Source organism: Desulfotignum balticum DSM 7044 (genome assembly GCF_000421285.1).
Classification (GTDB): domain Bacteria; phylum Desulfobacterota; class Desulfobacteria; order Desulfobacterales; family Desulfobacteraceae; genus Desulfotignum; species Desulfotignum balticum.
The window spans coordinates 4,669,812-4,686,896 of sequence record NZ_ATWO01000001.1; the positions used below are offsets into that span (position 1 = coordinate 4,669,812).

At 51.7% G+C, this 17,085-nt stretch carries 19 protein-coding genes; 6 read left to right on the forward strand and 13 right to left on the reverse strand.

Features of this window, described 5'->3' with window-relative positions; genetic code table 11:
• The first annotated feature begins 52 nt into the window (after positions 1-52).
• Genes K365_RS28955 through K365_RS0123305 form a run of 4 tightly spaced genes read left to right on the forward strand, consistent with a single transcriptional unit; the run spans position 53 to position 4,213 of the window.
• A complete protein-coding gene (locus tag K365_RS28955; protein WP_245569252.1) occupies positions 53-1,276 on the forward strand; it encodes a glycine/sarcosine/betaine reductase selenoprotein B family protein in 1,224 nt (407 codons plus the stop codon).
• A 15-nt stretch (positions 1,277-1,291) separates the two neighbouring features.
• Positions 1,292-2,047, forward strand: coding sequence for an MEDS domain-containing protein (locus tag K365_RS26945; RefSeq protein WP_024336547.1), 756 nt, complete (start codon positions 1,292-1,294; stop codon positions 2,045-2,047).
• Positions 2,048-2,061: 14 nt separating this feature from the next.
• Positions 2,062-2,769 carry a TVP38/TMEM64 family protein gene (locus K365_RS0123300; protein WP_006964371.1) on the forward strand — a complete coding sequence of 236 codons (708 nt, stop codon included), beginning with the start codon at positions 2,062-2,064 and terminating at the stop codon, positions 2,767-2,769.
• On the forward strand, positions 2,756-4,213 hold the full coding sequence (locus K365_RS0123305; protein ID WP_024336548.1) for a dihydrolipoyl dehydrogenase family protein: 1,458 nt from the start codon (positions 2,756-2,758) through the stop codon (positions 4,211-4,213). Before K365_RS0123300 ends, K365_RS0123305 begins: the two co-directional genes overlap by 14 nt.
• 38 nt (positions 4,214-4,251) lie before the next feature.
• Here K365_RS0123305 and K365_RS0123310 read toward each other — a convergent pair whose 3' ends face one another.
• From K365_RS0123310 to K365_RS0123335, 6 genes are all read right to left on the reverse strand, one after another.
• The gene (locus tag K365_RS0123310) at positions 4,252-4,557 is read right to left on the reverse strand and encodes a hypothetical protein (protein WP_024336549.1); all 306 of its coding nucleotides are present in this window, start codon (positions 4,555-4,557) and stop codon (positions 4,252-4,254) included.
• Positions 4,558-4,660: 103 nt separating this feature from the next.
• Positions 4,661-5,935 carry an SEL1-like repeat protein gene (locus K365_RS26950; RefSeq protein WP_024336550.1) on the reverse strand — a complete coding sequence of 425 codons (1,275 nt, stop codon included), beginning with the start codon at positions 5,933-5,935 and terminating at the stop codon, positions 4,661-4,663.
• A 175-nt stretch (positions 5,936-6,110) separates the two neighbouring features.
• On the reverse strand, positions 6,111-8,819 hold the full coding sequence (locus K365_RS0123320) for a cation-translocating P-type ATPase (RefSeq protein WP_024336551.1): 2,709 nt from the start codon (positions 8,817-8,819) through the stop codon (positions 6,111-6,113).
• Between the two features lie 53 nt (positions 8,820-8,872).
• A complete protein-coding gene (locus K365_RS0123325; RefSeq protein ID WP_029725739.1) occupies positions 8,873-9,484 on the reverse strand; it encodes a YihY/virulence factor BrkB family protein in 612 nt (203 codons plus the stop codon).
• A 145-nt stretch (positions 9,485-9,629) separates the two neighbouring features.
• The gene (locus tag K365_RS0123330; RefSeq protein WP_024336553.1) at positions 9,630-10,874 is read right to left on the reverse strand and encodes an AI-2E family transporter; all 1,245 of its coding nucleotides are present in this window, start codon (positions 10,872-10,874) and stop codon (positions 9,630-9,632) included.
• A 125-nt stretch (positions 10,875-10,999) separates the two neighbouring features.
• Positions 11,000-11,791 carry a BON domain-containing protein gene (locus tag K365_RS0123335; protein ID WP_024336554.1) on the reverse strand — a complete coding sequence of 264 codons (792 nt, stop codon included), beginning with the start codon at positions 11,789-11,791 and terminating at the stop codon, positions 11,000-11,002.
• 283 nt (positions 11,792-12,074) lie between these two features.
• On the opposite strand from K365_RS0123335, the gene K365_RS28150 reads away from it, so the two are divergent.
• Together K365_RS28150 and K365_RS0123345 are read left to right on the forward strand one after the other, a co-directional pair.
• Positions 12,075-12,293 carry a hypothetical protein gene (locus K365_RS28150; protein ID WP_156887781.1) on the forward strand — a complete coding sequence of 73 codons (219 nt, stop codon included), beginning with the start codon at positions 12,075-12,077 and terminating at the stop codon, positions 12,291-12,293.
• Positions 12,294-12,495: 202 nt separating this feature from the next.
• Entirely contained in the window at positions 12,496-12,837 is a 342-nt protein-coding gene (locus K365_RS0123345) for an HlyD family secretion protein (RefSeq protein WP_006964355.1), read from the forward strand.
• A 125-nt stretch (positions 12,838-12,962) separates the two neighbouring features.
• Here the strand turns inward: K365_RS0123345 and pyk are convergent, their stop codons facing one another.
• The 7 genes from pyk to K365_RS0123385 form a co-directional block, all read right to left on the reverse strand.
• Positions 12,963-14,447, reverse strand: coding sequence for a pyruvate kinase (pyk, locus tag K365_RS0123350; RefSeq protein WP_051147902.1), 1,485 nt, complete (start codon positions 14,445-14,447; stop codon positions 12,963-12,965).
• A 78-nt stretch (positions 14,448-14,525) separates the two neighbouring features.
• Positions 14,526-14,675: a lmo0937 family membrane protein gene (locus tag K365_RS28155; RefSeq protein WP_006964353.1), complete on the reverse strand. Its 150-nt coding sequence runs from the start codon at positions 14,673-14,675 to the stop codon at positions 14,526-14,528.
• Positions 14,676-14,732: 57 nt separating this feature from the next.
• Positions 14,733-14,912: a CsbD family protein gene (locus tag K365_RS0123360; protein WP_024336557.1), complete on the reverse strand. Its 180-nt coding sequence runs from the start codon at positions 14,910-14,912 to the stop codon at positions 14,733-14,735.
• Positions 14,909-15,109: a hypothetical protein gene (locus tag K365_RS0123365; RefSeq protein ID WP_024336558.1), complete on the reverse strand. Its 201-nt coding sequence runs from the start codon at positions 15,107-15,109 to the stop codon at positions 14,909-14,911. The genes K365_RS0123360 and K365_RS0123365 overlap by 4 nt, the downstream gene beginning before the upstream one ends.
• A gap of 71 nt (positions 15,110-15,180) precedes the next feature.
• A complete protein-coding gene (locus K365_RS0123370) occupies positions 15,181-15,402 on the reverse strand; it encodes a hypothetical protein (RefSeq protein WP_006964350.1) in 222 nt (73 codons plus the stop codon).
• A gap of 158 nt (positions 15,403-15,560) precedes the next feature.
• Entirely contained in the window at positions 15,561-15,875 is a 315-nt protein-coding gene (locus K365_RS0123380) for a BON domain-containing protein (protein WP_006964349.1), read from the reverse strand.
• Between the two features lie 14 nt (positions 15,876-15,889).
• Complete coding sequence (locus K365_RS0123385) at positions 15,890-17,014, reverse strand: OmpA family protein (protein WP_024336559.1); 1,125 nt, start codon at positions 17,012-17,014, stop codon at positions 15,890-15,892.
• Positions 17,015-17,085: the final 71 nt, after the last annotated feature.

A 17,085-nucleotide genomic window follows, 5' to 3' on the forward strand; every position in this document is an offset into this window, starting at 1 on the left:
GAATATTATTGTATAACAAAATTAAACAAAAATAACCAAAGAGGATAATGACATGGCCCGATTGAATACCATGCCCGAACCGATGCGATCTCATCTGGCAGGTCTGCCCTGCCCCACGTTTGACACCCGGCCATGGGTCACCGGACCGCCCCTGTCCCGGCGGCGGGTGGCTATCATTTCCACGGCCGGCCTGCACCGGCGGGAGGACCGGCCCTTTGAAGGAATGACCGGAGATTACCGGGTGATTCCAGACACCTGTACGGCAAAGGATCTGGTGATGACCCATGTCTCCACCAATTTCGACCGCACCGGGTTTGTCCAGGACTGGAATGTGGTGTTTCCCCTGGACCGGCTCCATGAACTGGCAGCCGACCACCACATCGGATCTGTGGCCCAATTCCACTATTCGTTCATGGGGGCTGCCGATCCCGGTGCCATGGAACAGGCCGCCGGCAGGCTGGCCCGTCTTCTGAAAGGCGATGCCGTAGATGCGGCCCTGCTGGTCCCGGTCTGACCTTTTTGCACGCGTGCCGTGGGCGCGCTGGGCCATTACCTGGAAACAGAAGGAATCTCCACCACCCAGATCAGCCTGATTAAGGAACACACTGAAACCATTCAGCCGCCCCGGGCCCTGTGGGTCCCGTTTGCCCTGGGCCGGCCCCTGGGACGACCCAGTGACCCGGCATTTCAAACCCGGGTGCTCCTGGCGGCCCTGGTCCTGCTGGAAGCAAAAACCGGTCCGGTATTGGCCGACTTTCCGGACGATGGGCCGGATGTGTCCGAACCGACTGAAGATATCGCGGATCTGCCGGCCTGCCCCATATCCTTTGCCCGGCCGGACGGGCAGAAAACCGAAACCGAACAGCTGTTGGAGGCGTTCAGGCAGGAGCTGGCCGACTGCCGTTCCTGGTATGACATGGCGGCAGCACAGCGGGACTTTTCCAGCGTGGCGTATTTCCCGCCCCAGGACGTATTTCAGGTGTTCCATGACTTTCTGCTTGACAAACCCATGACCCTGGATGACAACATAGCGTCACCGGCCCTGGCCCTTCGGCTGGCGGCCCAGGACCTCAAGACCGCCTATTTCGAATCGGTCATGGTCCGGCCGGATATGACCCTGCCCGATGATACTGCGTTCAACCGCTGGTTCTGGCATAAAACCGCGGCTGGAGAAGTGTTGCGGGCCGTCCGGGACAAATGCCGGGCCGCAGACGATGCAGCATTGAAAATGAACGGAGACTTGCTGCTGGTCCCCATGGACCAGACAGGCTCCTGAAACTGGAACCCAAATATGGAAAAACTGCTCAATGTCAGACAGGCGGCAGCCCTGCTCAATGTCTCACAGATGACGATCCGCCGCTGGACCAATGATGGCCTGCTGACGTGTTTCCGCATCGGTAAAAAGCGGGAGCGGCGGTTCAGTGAAGCGGATCTGCACGCATTTCTCGCCGGCCGCACCGACCCGGTTGCTGGAGCCACTGCCGCACCGGCCCCGAACCGGCCGGCCGGCCGGACCGATGGTGTGTCCCTGGGGTTTGCCAACCTGCATATACCGGACGGGACCCACTTAACCCACCTGTATCTGGACCGGTCCGAAGCACTGGGGATTCAGGGTTTTTTTGTCCGCCAGGGCCTGAACACCGGCGAAACCGTGATGGTGGTGGCCCCGGCAGACCAGCGGGACACGTTGCTGGACACCCTGGCCCGGGACGGCATACCGGTTCAGGATCTGATCCAACAGGACCGGCTGATCCACGGCACTGGAAAACAGACCCCGGAACAGATGATCGCCCTTATCGCCCGGATATCATCATCCGCCCAATCCGGATTCCGGCTGGTGGGAGACATGTCTTGGACCACGGTTGCCGGCTGGTCCCTGGAACAGACAAAAGCCCTGGAAGAAAGCACCAACACCCGGCTGGCACCGGGCCTGCTGTTTTTATGCCAGTACAGTCTGACTGAATTTTCCGGTGCCCAGACCATGATGGCCCTGGAAACCCATGGCTTTTCCATTTACAAAAACAAGCTGATCCGGCTGCACTTCTGATCAGGAGAAGGATCATGAAAACTCCGATATTCAGATGGCTGGTCGCAGTTTCGGTCATTATTTTGATGGTGCTTTTTTTCGTGTATGACTTAGGGCAGTTTCTTTCTCTGGCATATCTCAAATCCCGGCTGGCATGGCTGACGGACATCTATACCCATCACACACTTTTGACCATCGCAGTATATATGCTCATCTACATTGCGGTCACCGCCCTGTCTCTGCCCGGTGCTGCGGTCATGACCCTGGCCGGAGGCGCATTGTTCGGTCTTTTGACCGGCACGGTGGTGATCTCATTTGCCAGCACCATCGGCGCCACCCTGGCATTTCTGGTGTCCCGGTTTTTGCTCAAAGACTGGGTCCAGGAACGGTTCCGTGCCAAACTGTCCGCCATCAACCAGGGCATTGAAAAAGAAGGGGCGTTCTATCTTTTTACCCTGCGGCTCGTACCGGTGTTCCCGTTTTTTATCATCAACCTGGTCATGGGCCTGGCCCCCATCTCTGCCCGCCGGTTCTACCTGGTCAGCCAGGTGGGAATGCTGCCGGGCACCCTGGTGTATGTCAATGCCGGTACCCAGCTGGCACAGATCGATTCGCTCAAAGGCATTTTATCTCCGGGACTGCTGCTGTCCTTTGCCCTGCTGGGTATTTTTCCGCTCCTGGCCAAAAAAGGAGTGGCGCTTCTCAACCGAAAAAGGAAAGGAACCGATCATGAACACGTATGAATTTGATATCGGCATCATCGGCGGCGGGGCAGCCGGCCTGACCATTGCCTCGGGAGCGGCCCAGCTGGGGGCCAAAGTGATTTTGATCGAACAGGAGGACCGACTGGGCGGCGACTGCCTCCATTATGGATGCGTGCCCAGCAAAACCCTGATCAAATCCGCCCGTGTCTATCACCAGATAAAGCACGCGTCCGCGTTCGGACTGCCGGAAATGGAGATCCCGCCCGTGGATTTCAGGCAGATCGCCGACCGGATCCGATCTGTGGTGGATACGATCCAGAAACACGATTCTGAAGAGCGGTTCTGCAGCCTGGGCGCCAAGGTGGTGTTCGGGCAGCCCCGGTTTGTGGATGAACATGCCGTACAAGTTAACGGCACCCCCATATCTGCGGCCAAATGGGTGATCGCCACGGGCTCTTCCCCGGCGGTGCCCCCCATCCAGGGCCTGGCAGATACCCCGCACCTGACCAACCGGGAGATCTTTTACATGGACACCCTGCCCGGATCCATGATCATGCTGGGGGCCGGTCCCATCGGCATTGAGATGGCCCAGGCCTTCAACCGGCTGGGCACCCGGGTGACAGTCATCAACCGGTCCCCCCGGATACTGGGCAAAGAGGACAAAGACATGGCGGACACGGTCATGCAGATCATGGAAAATGAAGGGGTTCAGTTTGTGCTTGACGCGTCCATTGAACAGGTGGAACACGTCCACGGCCAGGCCCGGGTGACCATCACGGACAGCACGGGGAACCGGCAGCAGATCACGGCCGACGCGCTGCTGGTGGCCATGGGCCGGTCTCCCAACACAGACGGCTTAGGCCTGGCCGACATCGACATCCCCGTGGAACAGGCCGGTATTCCCGTGGACAACCGGCTGCGCACCCGGCACAAACATATCTATGCGGCCGGGGATGTGACCGGCGGGTTCCAGTTCACCCACGCCGCCGGGTATGAAGGGGGCATTGTCATTGCCAATGCCGTGTTCCGCCTTCCCCGCAAGATCAACTACACCTGGCTGCCCTGGGTGACTTACACGGACCCGGAACTGGCCGGTATCGGCATGAATGAAACCATGGCCAAAAAAGCGGGTATTAAATATGCCGTGATCACCGAAGCCTTTAAAGACAATGACCGGTCCCTGGCCGAAGGAGAGAGCCAGGGCAAAATCAAACTGCTGCTGGATGAAAAGGAAAAACCCATCGGGGTCCAGATCCTGGGGCCGGGGGCCGGGAACCTGATCAGTGAATGGGTGGCCGCGTTCAACGGCAATGTCAAACTGTCCACCCTGGCCGGTGCCATCCACCCATATCCCACCCTCGGAGAGATCAACAAACGGGTGGCCGGCACATTTCTGTCCCCCAAAATCTTCTCCCCCACCATCCAGAAGGGGCTGAAATTCTTTTTCAATCTCAAGGGCCGGGCCTGCCATATAGAAGAATGACCGGAAGGGTTACAGCCGATGACAAGCGGTTTTATTTTCTATTCCATGTGTGATTTGGCGGTTTGAAGCGCCAGGTCTTTGTCCTTTGTAAACAGATGCCATTTCATTTCTGATGAATGAATGCCGGCTTTTTTGTCCTGGCCTCTGCTGTAATACCAGCGTCCGAATCGTTCGACCGTGGCAAAAGGATGATTTTTCGAACAAAAGAAGCCGCACGGTTTATACTCTTCAAAAAAAAGCATTTCATCCGGATCATTGTCATAAGAAATATCTGCCGGCAATTCGATGTGTGACACATCAATTTTTTCTGCTGTTTTTCTATCCAGCCATGTTGAAATATTCATTGGGATCTCCTTTAACAAATAAAAAAAAGTTCATCTTCATTTTCCCCGGGATCCTGTTCGTAAAACGAAACTGCCAGGGTCAGTCCGGCCCGGCTGTTGGTGTTTATCTATGAGAGCCCAAAACACGGATACGGTCTACAGCATAGTCCCCACCTTCATTGATAAACGAAATACCGTCAAATGCCTTGAACATGTTGTCTTTTGTATTCAGCACCTCATCTTTTCCTATCATCACCTTCATTTCTCCATCTGCATATCGCATCCAAGAAAAAGATTGAAGTTCATTTTGACGGAACATTCTCCCCGGTCGTGTCATATCGATAACCGAAGATCCTGATGGATCAAAGCGGATTAAAGCCAGGGATTGTTCATTTTCCTGCAGGAATTTGACCACATATCCTGAATTCCGGTATTGATCGTGATACGTTCTGAACTCGAAGCTTTGCCCAACTTGATTTGACAGCATTTTCATCGTGACTTCAATGGCAAAAGCATTATCAATCCTTTGTTGAATATAAAGCTCTGAAAGGTTTGAGGCCTGTGTCCCCTGTTGTGGATTCATCATCTCTTTGACTACTTGCCCAAATATATCTGCTATCCTTTTCTCAGCACTATCTGGTTGATCGGATTGCATCGTTTTAGAAACAGCTCTTTCAGAGCGCAAAAAATAATTTGAATCTACCCAAAAGTTACCTGAAACAGGTGTCCATCCCGGGTTTGTGCTGAAATCTCCATCCGTAAACGCATCTTCCAGTAAAACCGTTGTCCAGGAACCTTGGGAGGCCGACGATTTTCTTTGCTCTGTTTGCCGGGTAACGGTATCCTCCAGCGTTTCTAACAGCGCATGGGACGGCTGACCCGTCTGCGAAAGATCGACATCTCTTTGAAATTGACGAATACTCCTGCTTGTATTCCGGCCCGTCAATCCATCAATCGCTCCAGAATAGTAGCCTAAGTCCTGCAGATGTTTTTGGATGGAGACAATCAGGTTTTTGTCGATTCTTTTCGTTTCTCCCGTTCTTGTTTCAGACTGCCGTTGACTTGCCAGTTGTTGAGCCCTGGCTACCTGGTTGAAAGTCATTTTCTGGGCAATCTCATCACGATAAAGAGCCGCTTTTTCATGACCTTGCGAAGCTGCAAGATTGAACCAGGCATGTGCCTGGGCATAATCCTGCAGCACGCCCTTTCCCTGGGCGTACATACTGCCAAGAATGTATTGGGCATCAGGGTTTCCTTTATTGGCCAGAGGCGTAAATTCATTGAGTGCGTTGCTGTATTGCCCGCGAAGGTACTGATCCAGTCCGTCGCTGTAATCTGCAGATGCCCCCATTGGATTGCACACTAAGAGGCCGACCAATAGCATGAATAGGACTTTCATGGTTCATTCTCCTTTTTTGTTTATTGCGTTTTCTAACTTCTATATTATTTCAAAAAACTCTCACGTCAGCCTTTGCTGTTTTTGAGCAAATCGACAGAGGTGATGCCTCATAAATCAGAGAAATTCTCAGTCATTTCCGTCATTAAAACTGAGAGGTCAAACACCGCTGTCGGTGTCACGGGTTGAATTTCTGCTGATCTTTGCGCAGAAACAATTTTTTAACCTCTGTGATGACTATGATTGCCACCGCTCCGACGGCACAGACGGAAAGCTCTTCCCATCTCAGAGGGAATGTGCGGAAAACCAGGTTGAAAAAAGGAACATAGATGATAATCATCTGCAAAATCAACGTAACTCCCACGGCGGCTAAAAGCATGGGATTGCTGAACCAGGAATAGGAAAACAATGATTCATGCTGTTTACGAACGCACAGTGCATAGGCCATCTGACAGAAAGTCAACATAGTAAAAACCATGGTCTGCCAGGCCGGCGAACCGGTGCCATTATTCCAGAACCCGTATCCGGCTCCCACTGAAATCAGACCCACGATCAGTCCCATCATAATAATCTGCCATCCCAAACCCCGGGCAAAGATCCCTTCCTTCGGATCAAACGGCGGGCGATCCATAATTTTCTGCTCAGGCTCTTCATATCCAAGGGCGATGGCAGGTAGGCCGTCGGTCACCAGGTTGATCCATAAAATCTGAATCGGAAGCAGCGGAAGCGGCATGCCCAGCAGCGGCCCGGTAAGCATCACAACGATTTCGCCCGTGTTTCCCGTGAGAATATATCTGACAAATTTACGGATATTATCATAGATACGGCGCCCTTCTTTAACGGCGGCAACAATGGTGGCAAAATTATCGTCCAGAAGAACCATGTCGGAAGCTTCCTTGCTGACATCGGTACCGGTAATCCCCATTGCCACACCGATATCAGCTGATTTCAGGGCCGGCGCATCATTGACGCCGTCCCCGGTCATGGAAACGATCTCGTGATGTTCTTGCAACACATCGATGATAATCATTTTATGACTGGGTGAAACCCGGGCAAAAACCGAGATTTCCGGAATCCTGGTAGCCAGCTCTTCTTCAGTCATCTTTTCCAGATCCTGGCCCGTCAGGAATGTGTCTGTATCCGTAAGGCCCAATTGTCGTGCAATGGCGACAGCCGTCAGGGGGTGGTCTCCGGTGATCATCACGGGCCGGATGCCCGCCTGTTTACAAAGCCGCACCGCCTCTACGGCTTCAGGACGTACCGGATCGATCATGCCGGCCAGACCCAGATAAACAAGGTTCTGTTCATAACGCTTTGGCCGGTCCAGTTCATCCTCATCAACAAACCGATATGCCAGCCCCAGCACCCGGATACCGTTTTCAGCCATGGCGGTATTTTCAGCCAGAATTGCATTTTTTTGTTTGTCATCGAGAAGCTCGATCTTCCCGTTTATCAGGATGCGGCCGCAACCATCGATCAATCCGTCTGCGGCTCCCTTGGTCAACAGGATATGGTCGGTATGTCCGTCCTGTTCAGATAAAGCAGAAACGGGATAGGCAGAAGCCTTATCAAAAGAAACTGGCATGGCATGAACCGTGGACATGCGTTTGCGTTCCGAGTCAAAGGGCAATTCTCGTACACGCGGCAAAAGTGTATTAAGATCGGTCTGGACCAGTCCTGCCTGACGGGCGGCAATCACCAGCGCCCCTTCGGTGGGATCCCCTAAAATATCATGCCCATTGCCATCGTTTATCACTGCATCGTTGCACAGCATTCCTGTCAGCAGCAGCAAAGAAAGATCGATATCCTGTGTGTGTCCGACCACTGCCGGGTCAAAAGTCACCCGGCGATCCGGCAGCACCACTTGAGTCACAGACATTTTATTCTGGGTCAATGTCCCTGTTTTATCCGAACAGATCACGGTCACGCTGCCCAGGGTTTCAACCGCAGCAAGCTGCCGGATCAGCGCATTTTTTTTCAGCATCTGCTGGGCACCAAGAGCAAGGGCAATGGTGACCACCGCCGGCAGGCCTTCTGGAATAGCGGCCACTGCCATGCTGATGGCGGTCATGAACATCATCTTCCATCCGGCACCCTGCATGTACATCAACCCGGCCACCACAAAAATCAAGACCACTGCCGCCATGGCCAGAGATCTGCCCAGCCTGGCCAACCGGCGCTGCAAAGGGGTCTTTTCATCTTCCACCCCATGCAGCAGCGTGGCGATTTTCCCCAGTTCCGTGTGCATTCCCGTGTTTGTCACCACGGCATATCCGCGCCCGTAAGTAACCACGGTCCCCATATAGATCATGTTTTTCCGGTCCGCCAGGGCATAATCATCCCCTTCAAGCCGGTGGGAATGTTTGTCCACCGATTCTGATTCACCGGTCAGGGCGGCTTCCTGAACCTTAAGGTTGACGGCTTCTATGAGACGGGCGTCGGCCGGCACGACATTTCCGGATTCGATCAGCAAAATATCCCCCGGAACCAGATCTTTGGCTGAAATCTGCTGCTCTGAACCATCACGCAACACCCGCACATTGGGCACGGTCATTTTTTTAAGCGCGGCCATGGCATTTTCCGCTTTGAATTCCTGCCAGAAGCCGAGAAGGGTGTTCAGCACGACAATGATGAAAATAACGATGGCATCAATATATTCCTGAAGTGCCGCCGAAATGAACACGGCTGCCAGCAGGATCAGGATCATCACCTCTTTGACCTGGGCCAGCAGAATGCGCCAGGCACTTTTTCTGCCCTTTTCCACCAGTTCGTTGGGACCGTGCGTATCAAGCCGCTGTGCGGCCTCGGCACCTGATAATCCCTGCCCGGCAATTGTTGCATGATGCTTCAAAACATTCTCAGCAGTCAGGATATGCGGTTCCTGCATCGGTTTTCCTCTCATATTCGTAAAAACCACTCCAATTTCCATGGTCATATTATCTATCCTTCAGACCTTTTATGCTGAGCGGCTCTGGATCCATATGTATTTGAATAAACCCAGGTAAACTCAGCGCCGAACAGAAAAATCTGTGCCCCGAAATAAACCCACAGCAATAAAATAACCAATGACCCGGCAGCGCCGAAACCGGATGCGACACTGACTTTACCCAGATAGAGACCGATGAGGAATTTGCCGATGGCGAACAAAAAAGCGGTGACTGCCGCCCCAATCCATACATCTTGCCAGGGGATTTTAGCCCGCGGCATAAATTTATAGATCAGCGCAAACAAAAGTGTCGTAATAGCAAAGGAAATACTCAAATCCAGGGCAAATAAAAATACTTCCCAACCTGAAAACAGGCTATTGAGCCACTTGCCGAAAGCGGCAATGGCTCCTTCATGCCCGATAAGGTTTCGGATCTGGCCGATGATTTCACCCTGGGCGGCTTCATGGCCAAAAAAAAAGCCGGCCACCGCGATGGCGATGATCAGCAGCGGTGTAATTGCAAACAATGTGTAGTAGGCAATCGCGGCCCCCATGCTCGGGGCATAATCAACCAACCAGGCTGTTACTGATTTTTTGATCAGGTCCGGAATCTGTTTGAGTCGCATACTGATCTCCTATACCTCAAGCCAAGTCCTGTTTAAGCCGGGCCTCGGCGGCCGGCGGCCGACGCTTTAAAGAATGCGGGCAGATCTATATTGATCTGGTCGCCCGCTCCCCATATCTGCCTGCAAGCGGCAAATAAAAACAGTATCACCGCTCATCCGGCCGGGTTTCATGCAAGGCAATTCCTGCCAGATGATCCAGGTCTTCGTTTGTTACATGGGGAAGAAATCTTTTTCGATAAAGTTCATCATGCACAATCCGCACAATTGCGACCAGAGGGGCTGCGATGAGAACCCCCAGCACGCCGAAGGCGGCCACGCACAAAAGAACGGAAAAGATCACGGCCAGGGGATGCAGTTTCATGCCCCGGGCCATGATAAACGGCAGGATCATATTGTTCTCCAGAGCCTGAACCGCAGCGAAAATGAGCAGGACCCACAGCGGCGTCATTCCTCCCTGGCCCAGAGCGAGCAAGAGTGCGGGCAGGGCACTGAGAATCGGACCCATAAAAGGAACCGCCTCCAGAACCCCTGCAATAAGTCCCAGGACCAGGGCATCCATAAAACCAAAGATGGGCCACATGAGCAAAAATACCAGAAAACCGATAGTCAGCATTCCCAATGCGGTTGCCCCGGCCCAGGCAGGAATGAATTTTCCGATGCGCTGCAAAATGATCAGCGCCTTGGGGTGATGCTCTTCAGGCAATAAGGAAAGCATTGCCCCGAAAATCGGGCGGGGATTCATGAGCATAAACACCACACCGAAAAAAACCGTTACCAGAACGACCAGTATATGGGCGCCGTTAAAAGCCACGGCCGTGAAACTGCCGAACAGATCCTTAAACATCCCGTTCAAATAGGAGCGAAAAGAGTTTGATTCTTCAAGATGTAAGGCTTGCGGGGGGATTTTAGGTATGATTTCTGATTTCTCTGTACTCCTGTCTTCCCGGGCAATTTCAGTGCTGACCTCAACCTGAAGTTTTTCCTCAAAAATAACGGCCTGCTGCTCTATTTTGATCAGCGGCTTTTGCAGACGTTCCCAGTAATCCGGTACGGCAACTGAAATTTTGATGACCGAGTCCTTCATCGGTCCGAACAGGGACCAGCCCGCCAAAACCATGACTGCAGTCAATCCTGCCACAACCAATCCTGTCGGTATCTTTCTGCCGCCTGTCCACGCCCGCATCCGGGAAATCACCGGATTGACGGCAAGGGAAATAAGCAGCACCAGCAAAAAAGAGAGCAGAATGGGCGAAAGCAGAGAGAATGTCCGGATAAAGGCAAACAGCACCGCCCCCAATATCACATAAAATGAAATCGGACGCGGTGACGTTTCTGTCCTGGGATAGTCCGGCAGGCCGCTTTCCTTGCGGAGTCTCTCGTTGCTGGCCATCACTGTTGTCCTAAATTGTGCCTGTTGTCATGGGTTATCTTCCTTGGTAAACATAATGGAAAACCGCCAGTGAAACATATTCAGTGGCGCGTGGGGTTGCCGACCCAATGGATACTGAACCAGGCTTATTCAACGGTCATCTTGTTATTGACACTTCTTACGCCGTCAACATCGCCTGCGTATTTCCCGGCCAGATCTTTTTCAGCTGCAGTCGTGGCTTTGCCTTCCAGGGTGACCACCCCGTCTTTGGTCTTAACGTTGGTGCTCAGACCGCTGGTCGAACGATGGTAAAGCAGCGAGGTTTTGACCAGCGCGGTAATGGATGCATCATCAACCGCTTCGATAACCGTATCCATGTTTTTAGCTATTGTTTTGTCATCCGGTTTTTCGGCGGCTGGATCAGACACGGTCATTTCATTGTTTACCTTGTCAACACCGTCCACATCCATGACATATTCGGTTGTGAGGTCCTTTTGTGCAACACTGTCGGCCTCACCGCGCAAAGTGACGGTTCCGTTGTCGGCGAGAACCTCGGTTCCGAGACCGCTGACGTTTCTATGAAACAAAAGGGTGGTTTTCACTTTGGTGATGAGCCACGCATCTGATTTTTCAGCAGGGCGGTTTTCACCCTTTTCTTCCAGCTTGTTGTCCACACCTTTGACTCCGGGCAGACATGCAACGGTTTCTCCTGCCAATGTTTTATGGGATGCGTCCAGAACCGTCCCGGTCAAGGTGACAAATCCATCTTTTGACTTCATATTTATTTGATCGTCCTTGAGAAAGGTTTTGAACACATGGGTGTTTTTAGCGGATGATTCGATACGGTCATCCGTCTCAGTGGCAAAAAGCGGGGCCGTGATGAACACCATAGAGGCCACAGCGGCCAAAACTGCCAAACAATACCTTAATTTTTTCATTTTACTTTTCTCCTGTCTTTGAATTGATTTTTTAATATAACTGGATCGGCTATCTGTTCAGTATGTATTTAAAGTTTCATTGTTCCCCTCCTCGGATAAAAACTCATAAATTGTCTTGAAATTTTCAGGCGGCAAGCCCTTGAATAGCCTCCTCGAAAAACTGAAAAAAAAGATTGCACCTTGCGTGCCAGATGCTGTCAGGGGCGCGGAAACAAACCGATTAATATTATTGTAAAAGACGTAGATAATAGTCACAGAACCTTCTGGGAGATATCTTTGTTACATGAAAACCGCCACTGCCTGGAAATTATCAATACCGTTTTCATCTTCAGCAGCCAGAACCCTAAAAAGAGAAGGGGTCGAATGTGGCCAATGCATCATATTTGACCAGACAACCTTGCCGACCGATCTTCCTGACTACGCTCACCCCCTGAATCAGCGCTTCACCGATTTGCAGGTTTTGCAGAGGGTGGTCACCGTTTTTTTAGATCCGCATCAGTGACCGGCCGGTTCATGCATCGGCCAGGCAGCCAAACATCCGGAAAACAAATAACTCTATACTGGCATGTTTTTCGCATATGTAAAATTGCCTGATGTGTTCCCGGACATAATCGTCAGGACCGCAGTCGACAGACTGAACACATCCACACCGGGTCAACGCGGGTTGACCACAAACTTTTTTTGATTTGAAAGGAAACACCGTCATGACGCACCAAAAAATGCTCGTTTGTGTATTTTCCCTCTTTTTCCTCTTTTTTCTGTTGCCGGGCTGTAACGGTCCGGCCGAAGAAGCCGGCGAAAAAATCGATGAGACTGTTCAGGAGCAAAAAGGACAATTCGATGAGGCTGAAAAAGAAATCGCCAAAGCCAAGGCGGAAATTGAAGATTTGAAAAACGATTTGACCCAGGCCCGCCTGGAACGAGACGAAGCCAAGGCCGGGCTGGAAAAAGCAGAGCAAGAACGCCAGCAGATTCTCAAAGAAATGGAACAGTTGAACACCAGCGGTCAGCAGGCGGCCCAGGATAAAACTTCCCCCGCGGAATAACGAGATACCATTTCTAATTCTTTTTCAGGGCCGGGGTGCTGGTTCATCTGAAATCCAAGCTTTTTGCCCAGTGCGGACAAAACAGGGCGCCTTGTCTTCGCACTCCTTGTTCAGGCGTTGATTGTTCAGACTTTAAAAATTTTCATCAACAAGGTTTCCGGCATGACGTCATGGGATTCATCCTCTATCAAAATCATTTTTTCGTCTTTTTCTACCATCCCGGTTTTGATCAGGAAACGCATCGCCATATCGGAAAAGGCATTTGTTTTATCCTCAAGGAAGACTGGATAAACCCCGTAGGACAGGGCTGAAAAGTGGTTCGTTTTTACATCACCACGAAAGGAAAGTATCCAGCAGTCCGGCTTGAATCTGGAGATGAAACACGCGGCGCCCTTGCTTTGCGTGCGGGCAAGGATATAGCGCACATGTAACGCGTTGGCGCATTCAACGGTATTCAGGGAAAAGATGTCCTCGACACGGATACTGTCGGAACCCGCACCCGTCCTGAAATATGCGGGCAAATCGGCCAGCGTCTGGACAGTTTTTCGTTCCCGCTCGGCAGATGTGGCTATTTTCGCTATCATTTCAACCGTCTCCACAGGATATTTTCCGATGGCCGTCTCTTCGGACAGCATCACCGCGTCTGTCCCGTCAAAAATCGCATTGGCCACATCCGATACCTCGGCACGGGTCGGCCGGATATTCTCTGTCATGGACAGCAGCATCTGTGTCGCTGTTATCACAGGCCGGCCTAAAAGATTCGCCTTGTTGATCAGTTTTTTCTGAACCGCCGGCACATCCTGTATCGGGATCTGAACCCCCAGGTCGCCGCGTGCAATCATGATGGCATCGGCAGCCGTGACAATTTCTTCAAAATTGGCAATGGCCTCGGCCCGCTCGATTTTGGCAACCACATACGCGGATTGCCCGTGTTTTTGTGCAAGGGCTTTTACCTTGCGTATGTCATCGGCTGACTCTGCAAATGAAACCCCGAAGGCATCCACCCCTTCCTGCAGGGCAAAGGCCACAAATTCAAGATCCGTATCAGACACCGCATCCGCGAATATCTTTACCCCGGGAAGGTGTAATCCCTTGTAGGAAAGAAGCGGGCCGCCGATAACCGTCCGGCAGAAGACCTTATCTTTTGAGACCTTCTCCACCTGAAGCTGTATGAACCCGTCATTAAGGAAAATCAGGCTGCCGGGACTCACGCTTTCCGGCAACCGCTTATATTCCACAGGTATCTGATCGGCCGTGCCCACGGAATCCTGGGCGGTCAATATGACCGCATGGTCTTTTTCCAGCAGCAGCGGTTCATGCAAAAGTTTGCCGATGCGTATTTTGGGACCGGGAAGATCCGCCAGGATCATGCAGGACCGCTCTGCCCTATCCGCCACAGCACGTATGCGCCCGATATCCTCCCTGTGCCCCTGCAAGGTGCCATGGGCAAAGTTGAGCCGGGCCACATTCATTCCCTGGAGCATTAATTGTTCCAACACCGCCTCTGATCGTGAGGCCGGGCCTATGGTGCAGACGATTTTGGTTTTATGCGCCGGCAGTCTCACAGCCCGGTACCCTCTGTCCCGGTAAAACATACCAGGAGGACCCATGTTTCCATGAATTCATTCTTTTTCATGCCAGCCTCTTTTTTTGAATACCTTACCTTGTCCGGCTTAGGTCCCGGCGGGTTACACCCGTCTTCGTCCCTGAACCACCTGGATCAGAATCACAACGATGGCGACCACCAGCAGCGCGTGAATGATGCCGCCCATCGTATACCCGGTCAACAGTCCCAGCGCCCACAAAATTAATAGAATCACAAATAGTGTCCAAAGCATGATACCCTCCTTTTTTAACGTTCAACGCCATCAATTTCTTTTAAAAGACGTCCCTGTTTATTTCCCTGCGATGTCCTTGACCTGGCCGATTTTTTCCTGAACCTTCCCGTCCGTGTTTTCAGCCCTGCCTTTGGCTTCCAGATCACGGTTTCCGACTGCTTTTCCGGTGATCTGTTTGATTTTTCCCTTGATTTTGTGCCACTTGCCTTCCGATTTATCCCGGGTGCTTGATTTCATGGTAGACCTCCTGTTGAACGGTTTTTCATCATGCCCTGAAGGTGGCATAATAGTTGTTTTTCATGCGCTTCAATCTTAAGTTCTTGCCCGGCTAAGGTCATTATTTTCTGAAAGTCCTGCCGGGTGATGAGCTTTTTATGGATGGCTGTTTCAATCATCAAATTAATTTCTGAATCCGGCTGTGTAAATTGCATCATACTCTCTTCCTCTTTATCTTTGGTTTCCTGGCCAGGATTCCCCACTATTTTCCCAACAGTCTCTTTGACCTTTAGGTATTTTTTCTTCCCATGACCAGCAGCGCGATACCACCCACCAATGCAAGGCCGCCAATGATGGGCGGCAACGGGATGGTCCGTGTTTTATCTGCCGTCATTGTCAGCGGGCCGATATCAACGACTTTCTCTCTGGTCGTGTAAGAGATCCCCTGATACCCCAGGGCTGCGATCCCTATGACGATTAATATGACAGCCAACAATATGCTTGTTTTCATTTTTCACCTGCTTTTAAAGAGTTGACCCGGTTGAGATGACGGATGTAAAATAAATTTTCTATCGGATTCTTTGGCCGGAACACCCGGGTGGAGCGGCAATCCATCAGGATTAAACCCTTCATGACTGCCGCTCTCCGGATGATTCATCCAGCCCCGGCTTATTTGATAACCAGACTGTTCTTAACCGATGTAACCCCTTCCACCCTTCGGGTAATTTGCACCGCCCTGGCAGCGGCCTGGGCCGAATCCACAAAACCGCTCAGCTGGACTTCTCCCTTGAAAGACTCCACATTGATCTGAAACACCTTCAGCATCGGGTCTTCCAGTATTGCCGCCTTCACCTTGGCCGTGATAACAGAGTTATCCATATATTCGCCCGTGCTTTCACTTGTTCGTGTTCCGGCACACCCTGCCATGAAGACCGCCAGGAGCAGTACCATGACCAGGTGCCTCAAAAAAAAACGCTTGTTCATAATGCCTCCTTTGTCTATTTTCGATGAAGTTCAACACGTCGGTTCAAAGCCCGTCCTTCGGCAGTATTGTTCGATGCCACGGGTTTGGAGAATCCGAATCCTTCAAGGCTCAGACGCTCTTTTTGGACCCCTTTGTTTACCAGATAGGTCTTTACTGCCTGGGCCCGTCTCATGGACAGCGCATCATTGTAAGCTTTGGTGCCGATACTGTCTGTATGGCCTTGAACCTGGACTTGCATATCGGGATAGGCCTGCATGATTTCTGCAATATGATCCAGATACTCAAATGCCGCCGGTTTGATGATAGACTCATCAAAATCAAAATGTGTGTCTTCCACGACCCAGACGCCCTGTTCATTCAATCCTTTAATTTCAGTAGGCGCCGGGGCGGCGACCGGTGGTGCGGGTTTCGGGGCCAGAAAAACATCTTCGACAAAGCCGGCCATGCCTGCGTTCGTCAACAGGTTATCTGCGTTGGAAACAAAGCCGCACTCGCCGATACGGGCGATATCATCCATGAGCACTGCCCCTTTTTCATCATCACCAACAAGGACGGGATAATAGCAAAGCTCCGGGCCATATTGATCTTTCAAGGCCTGGGCTGTTTTCAGGGTAATGGGAGATTCCAAACTGAATTCCGGCTGACCGTCGCTGATGATAATCACAGCGGTTTTACCGTAAACAGATGCCAGTTCTTCCTGACCGGAGGCGGTAAGGGCCGTATGCAGGGCGCTTGTCCCACCTGGTTCAGATATCTTTTTTAAACTTTCACCCAGGGCATATGTGACATATTGCTCCATGCCGTAAAAAAGAACCGTGTTTTTGTCGGAAACTGCAGGGCTGTGTCCAAAAGAGCGGAGCGCCCCGTTTTGGCCCAGTTCCGGCAGGGTTCGATTGATGCGGCTGACGATTTGTGTGGCCATATCAAATTTTTTATTTCCCATGTATGGCTTGTCCATGGAACTGGATGCATCCAGGACAATGACGAAATTATCAACGGATGACACATACTCGTCTGCGCTGAATGGCGTCAGGGTAAATGCGGGGAGGGTCTGAACCTCCTTTTGGGAACACCCCGACAGAACAAAAACGATGGCCAAGGCCAGGGCCGTAAAAAGTTGAATTTTGAAAGATTTCATGAAAGTTCTCCTTTATATATTTGGGTTTTTTAGGTTCGCGGATCATGTATATCCGCGTGGTGGATTCGTTC

Excerpts from the sequence above, each read along its gene's own strand:
- pyk (WP_051147902.1), bottom strand. The coding sequence starts at position 14,447 with ATGGGTCCTCCTGGTATGTTTTACCGGGACAGAGGGTACCGGGCTGTG.
- K365_RS0123330 (WP_024336553.1), bottom strand. The coding sequence starts at position 10,874 with ATGGCCAGCAACGAGAGACTCCGCAAGGAAAGCGGCCTGCCGGACTAT.
- K365_RS0123365 (WP_024336558.1), bottom strand. The coding sequence starts at position 15,109 with ATGATGCAATTTACACAGCCGGATTCAGAAATTAATTTGATGATTGAA.
- K365_RS0123380 (WP_006964349.1), bottom strand. The coding sequence starts at position 15,875 with ATGAACAAGCGTTTTTTTTTGAGGCACCTGGTCATGGTACTGCTCCTG.
- K365_RS0123310 (WP_024336549.1), bottom strand. The coding sequence starts at position 4,557 with ATGAATATTTCAACATGGCTGGATAGAAAAACAGCAGAAAAAATTGAT.
- K365_RS0123370 (WP_006964350.1), bottom strand. The coding sequence starts at position 15,402 with ATGAAAACAAGCATATTGTTGGCTGTCATATTAATCGTCATAGGGATC.
- K365_RS28150 (WP_156887781.1), top strand. The coding sequence starts at position 12,075 with ATGAAAACCGCCACTGCCTGGAAATTATCAATACCGTTTTCATCTTCA.
- K365_RS28155 (WP_006964353.1), bottom strand. The coding sequence starts at position 14,675 with ATGCTTTGGACACTATTTGTGATTCTATTAATTTTGTGGGCGCTGGGA.
- K365_RS26950 (WP_024336550.1), bottom strand. The coding sequence starts at position 5,935 with ATGAAAGTCCTATTCATGCTATTGGTCGGCCTCTTAGTGTGCAATCCA.
- K365_RS0123335 (WP_024336554.1), bottom strand. The coding sequence starts at position 11,791 with ATGAAAAAATTAAGGTATTGTTTGGCAGTTTTGGCCGCTGTGGCCTCT.
- K365_RS0123320 (WP_024336551.1), bottom strand. The coding sequence starts at position 8,819 with ATGCAGGAACCGCATATCCTGACTGCTGAGAATGTTTTGAAGCATCAT.
- K365_RS0123305 (WP_024336548.1), top strand. The coding sequence starts at position 2,756 with ATGAACACGTATGAATTTGATATCGGCATCATCGGCGGCGGGGCAGCC.
- K365_RS0123385 (WP_024336559.1), bottom strand. The coding sequence starts at position 17,014 with ATGAAATCTTTCAAAATTCAACTTTTTACGGCCCTGGCCTTGGCCATC.
- K365_RS0123300 (WP_006964371.1), top strand. The coding sequence starts at position 2,062 with ATGAAAACTCCGATATTCAGATGGCTGGTCGCAGTTTCGGTCATTATT.
- K365_RS26945 (WP_024336547.1), top strand. The coding sequence starts at position 1,292 with ATGGAAAAACTGCTCAATGTCAGACAGGCGGCAGCCCTGCTCAATGTC.
- K365_RS0123325 (WP_029725739.1), bottom strand. The coding sequence starts at position 9,484 with ATGCGACTCAAACAGATTCCGGACCTGATCAAAAAATCAGTAACAGCC.
- K365_RS0123360 (WP_024336557.1), bottom strand. The coding sequence starts at position 14,912 with ATGAAATCAAGCACCCGGGATAAATCGGAAGGCAAGTGGCACAAAATC.
- K365_RS0123345 (WP_006964355.1), top strand. The coding sequence starts at position 12,496 with ATGACGCACCAAAAAATGCTCGTTTGTGTATTTTCCCTCTTTTTCCTC.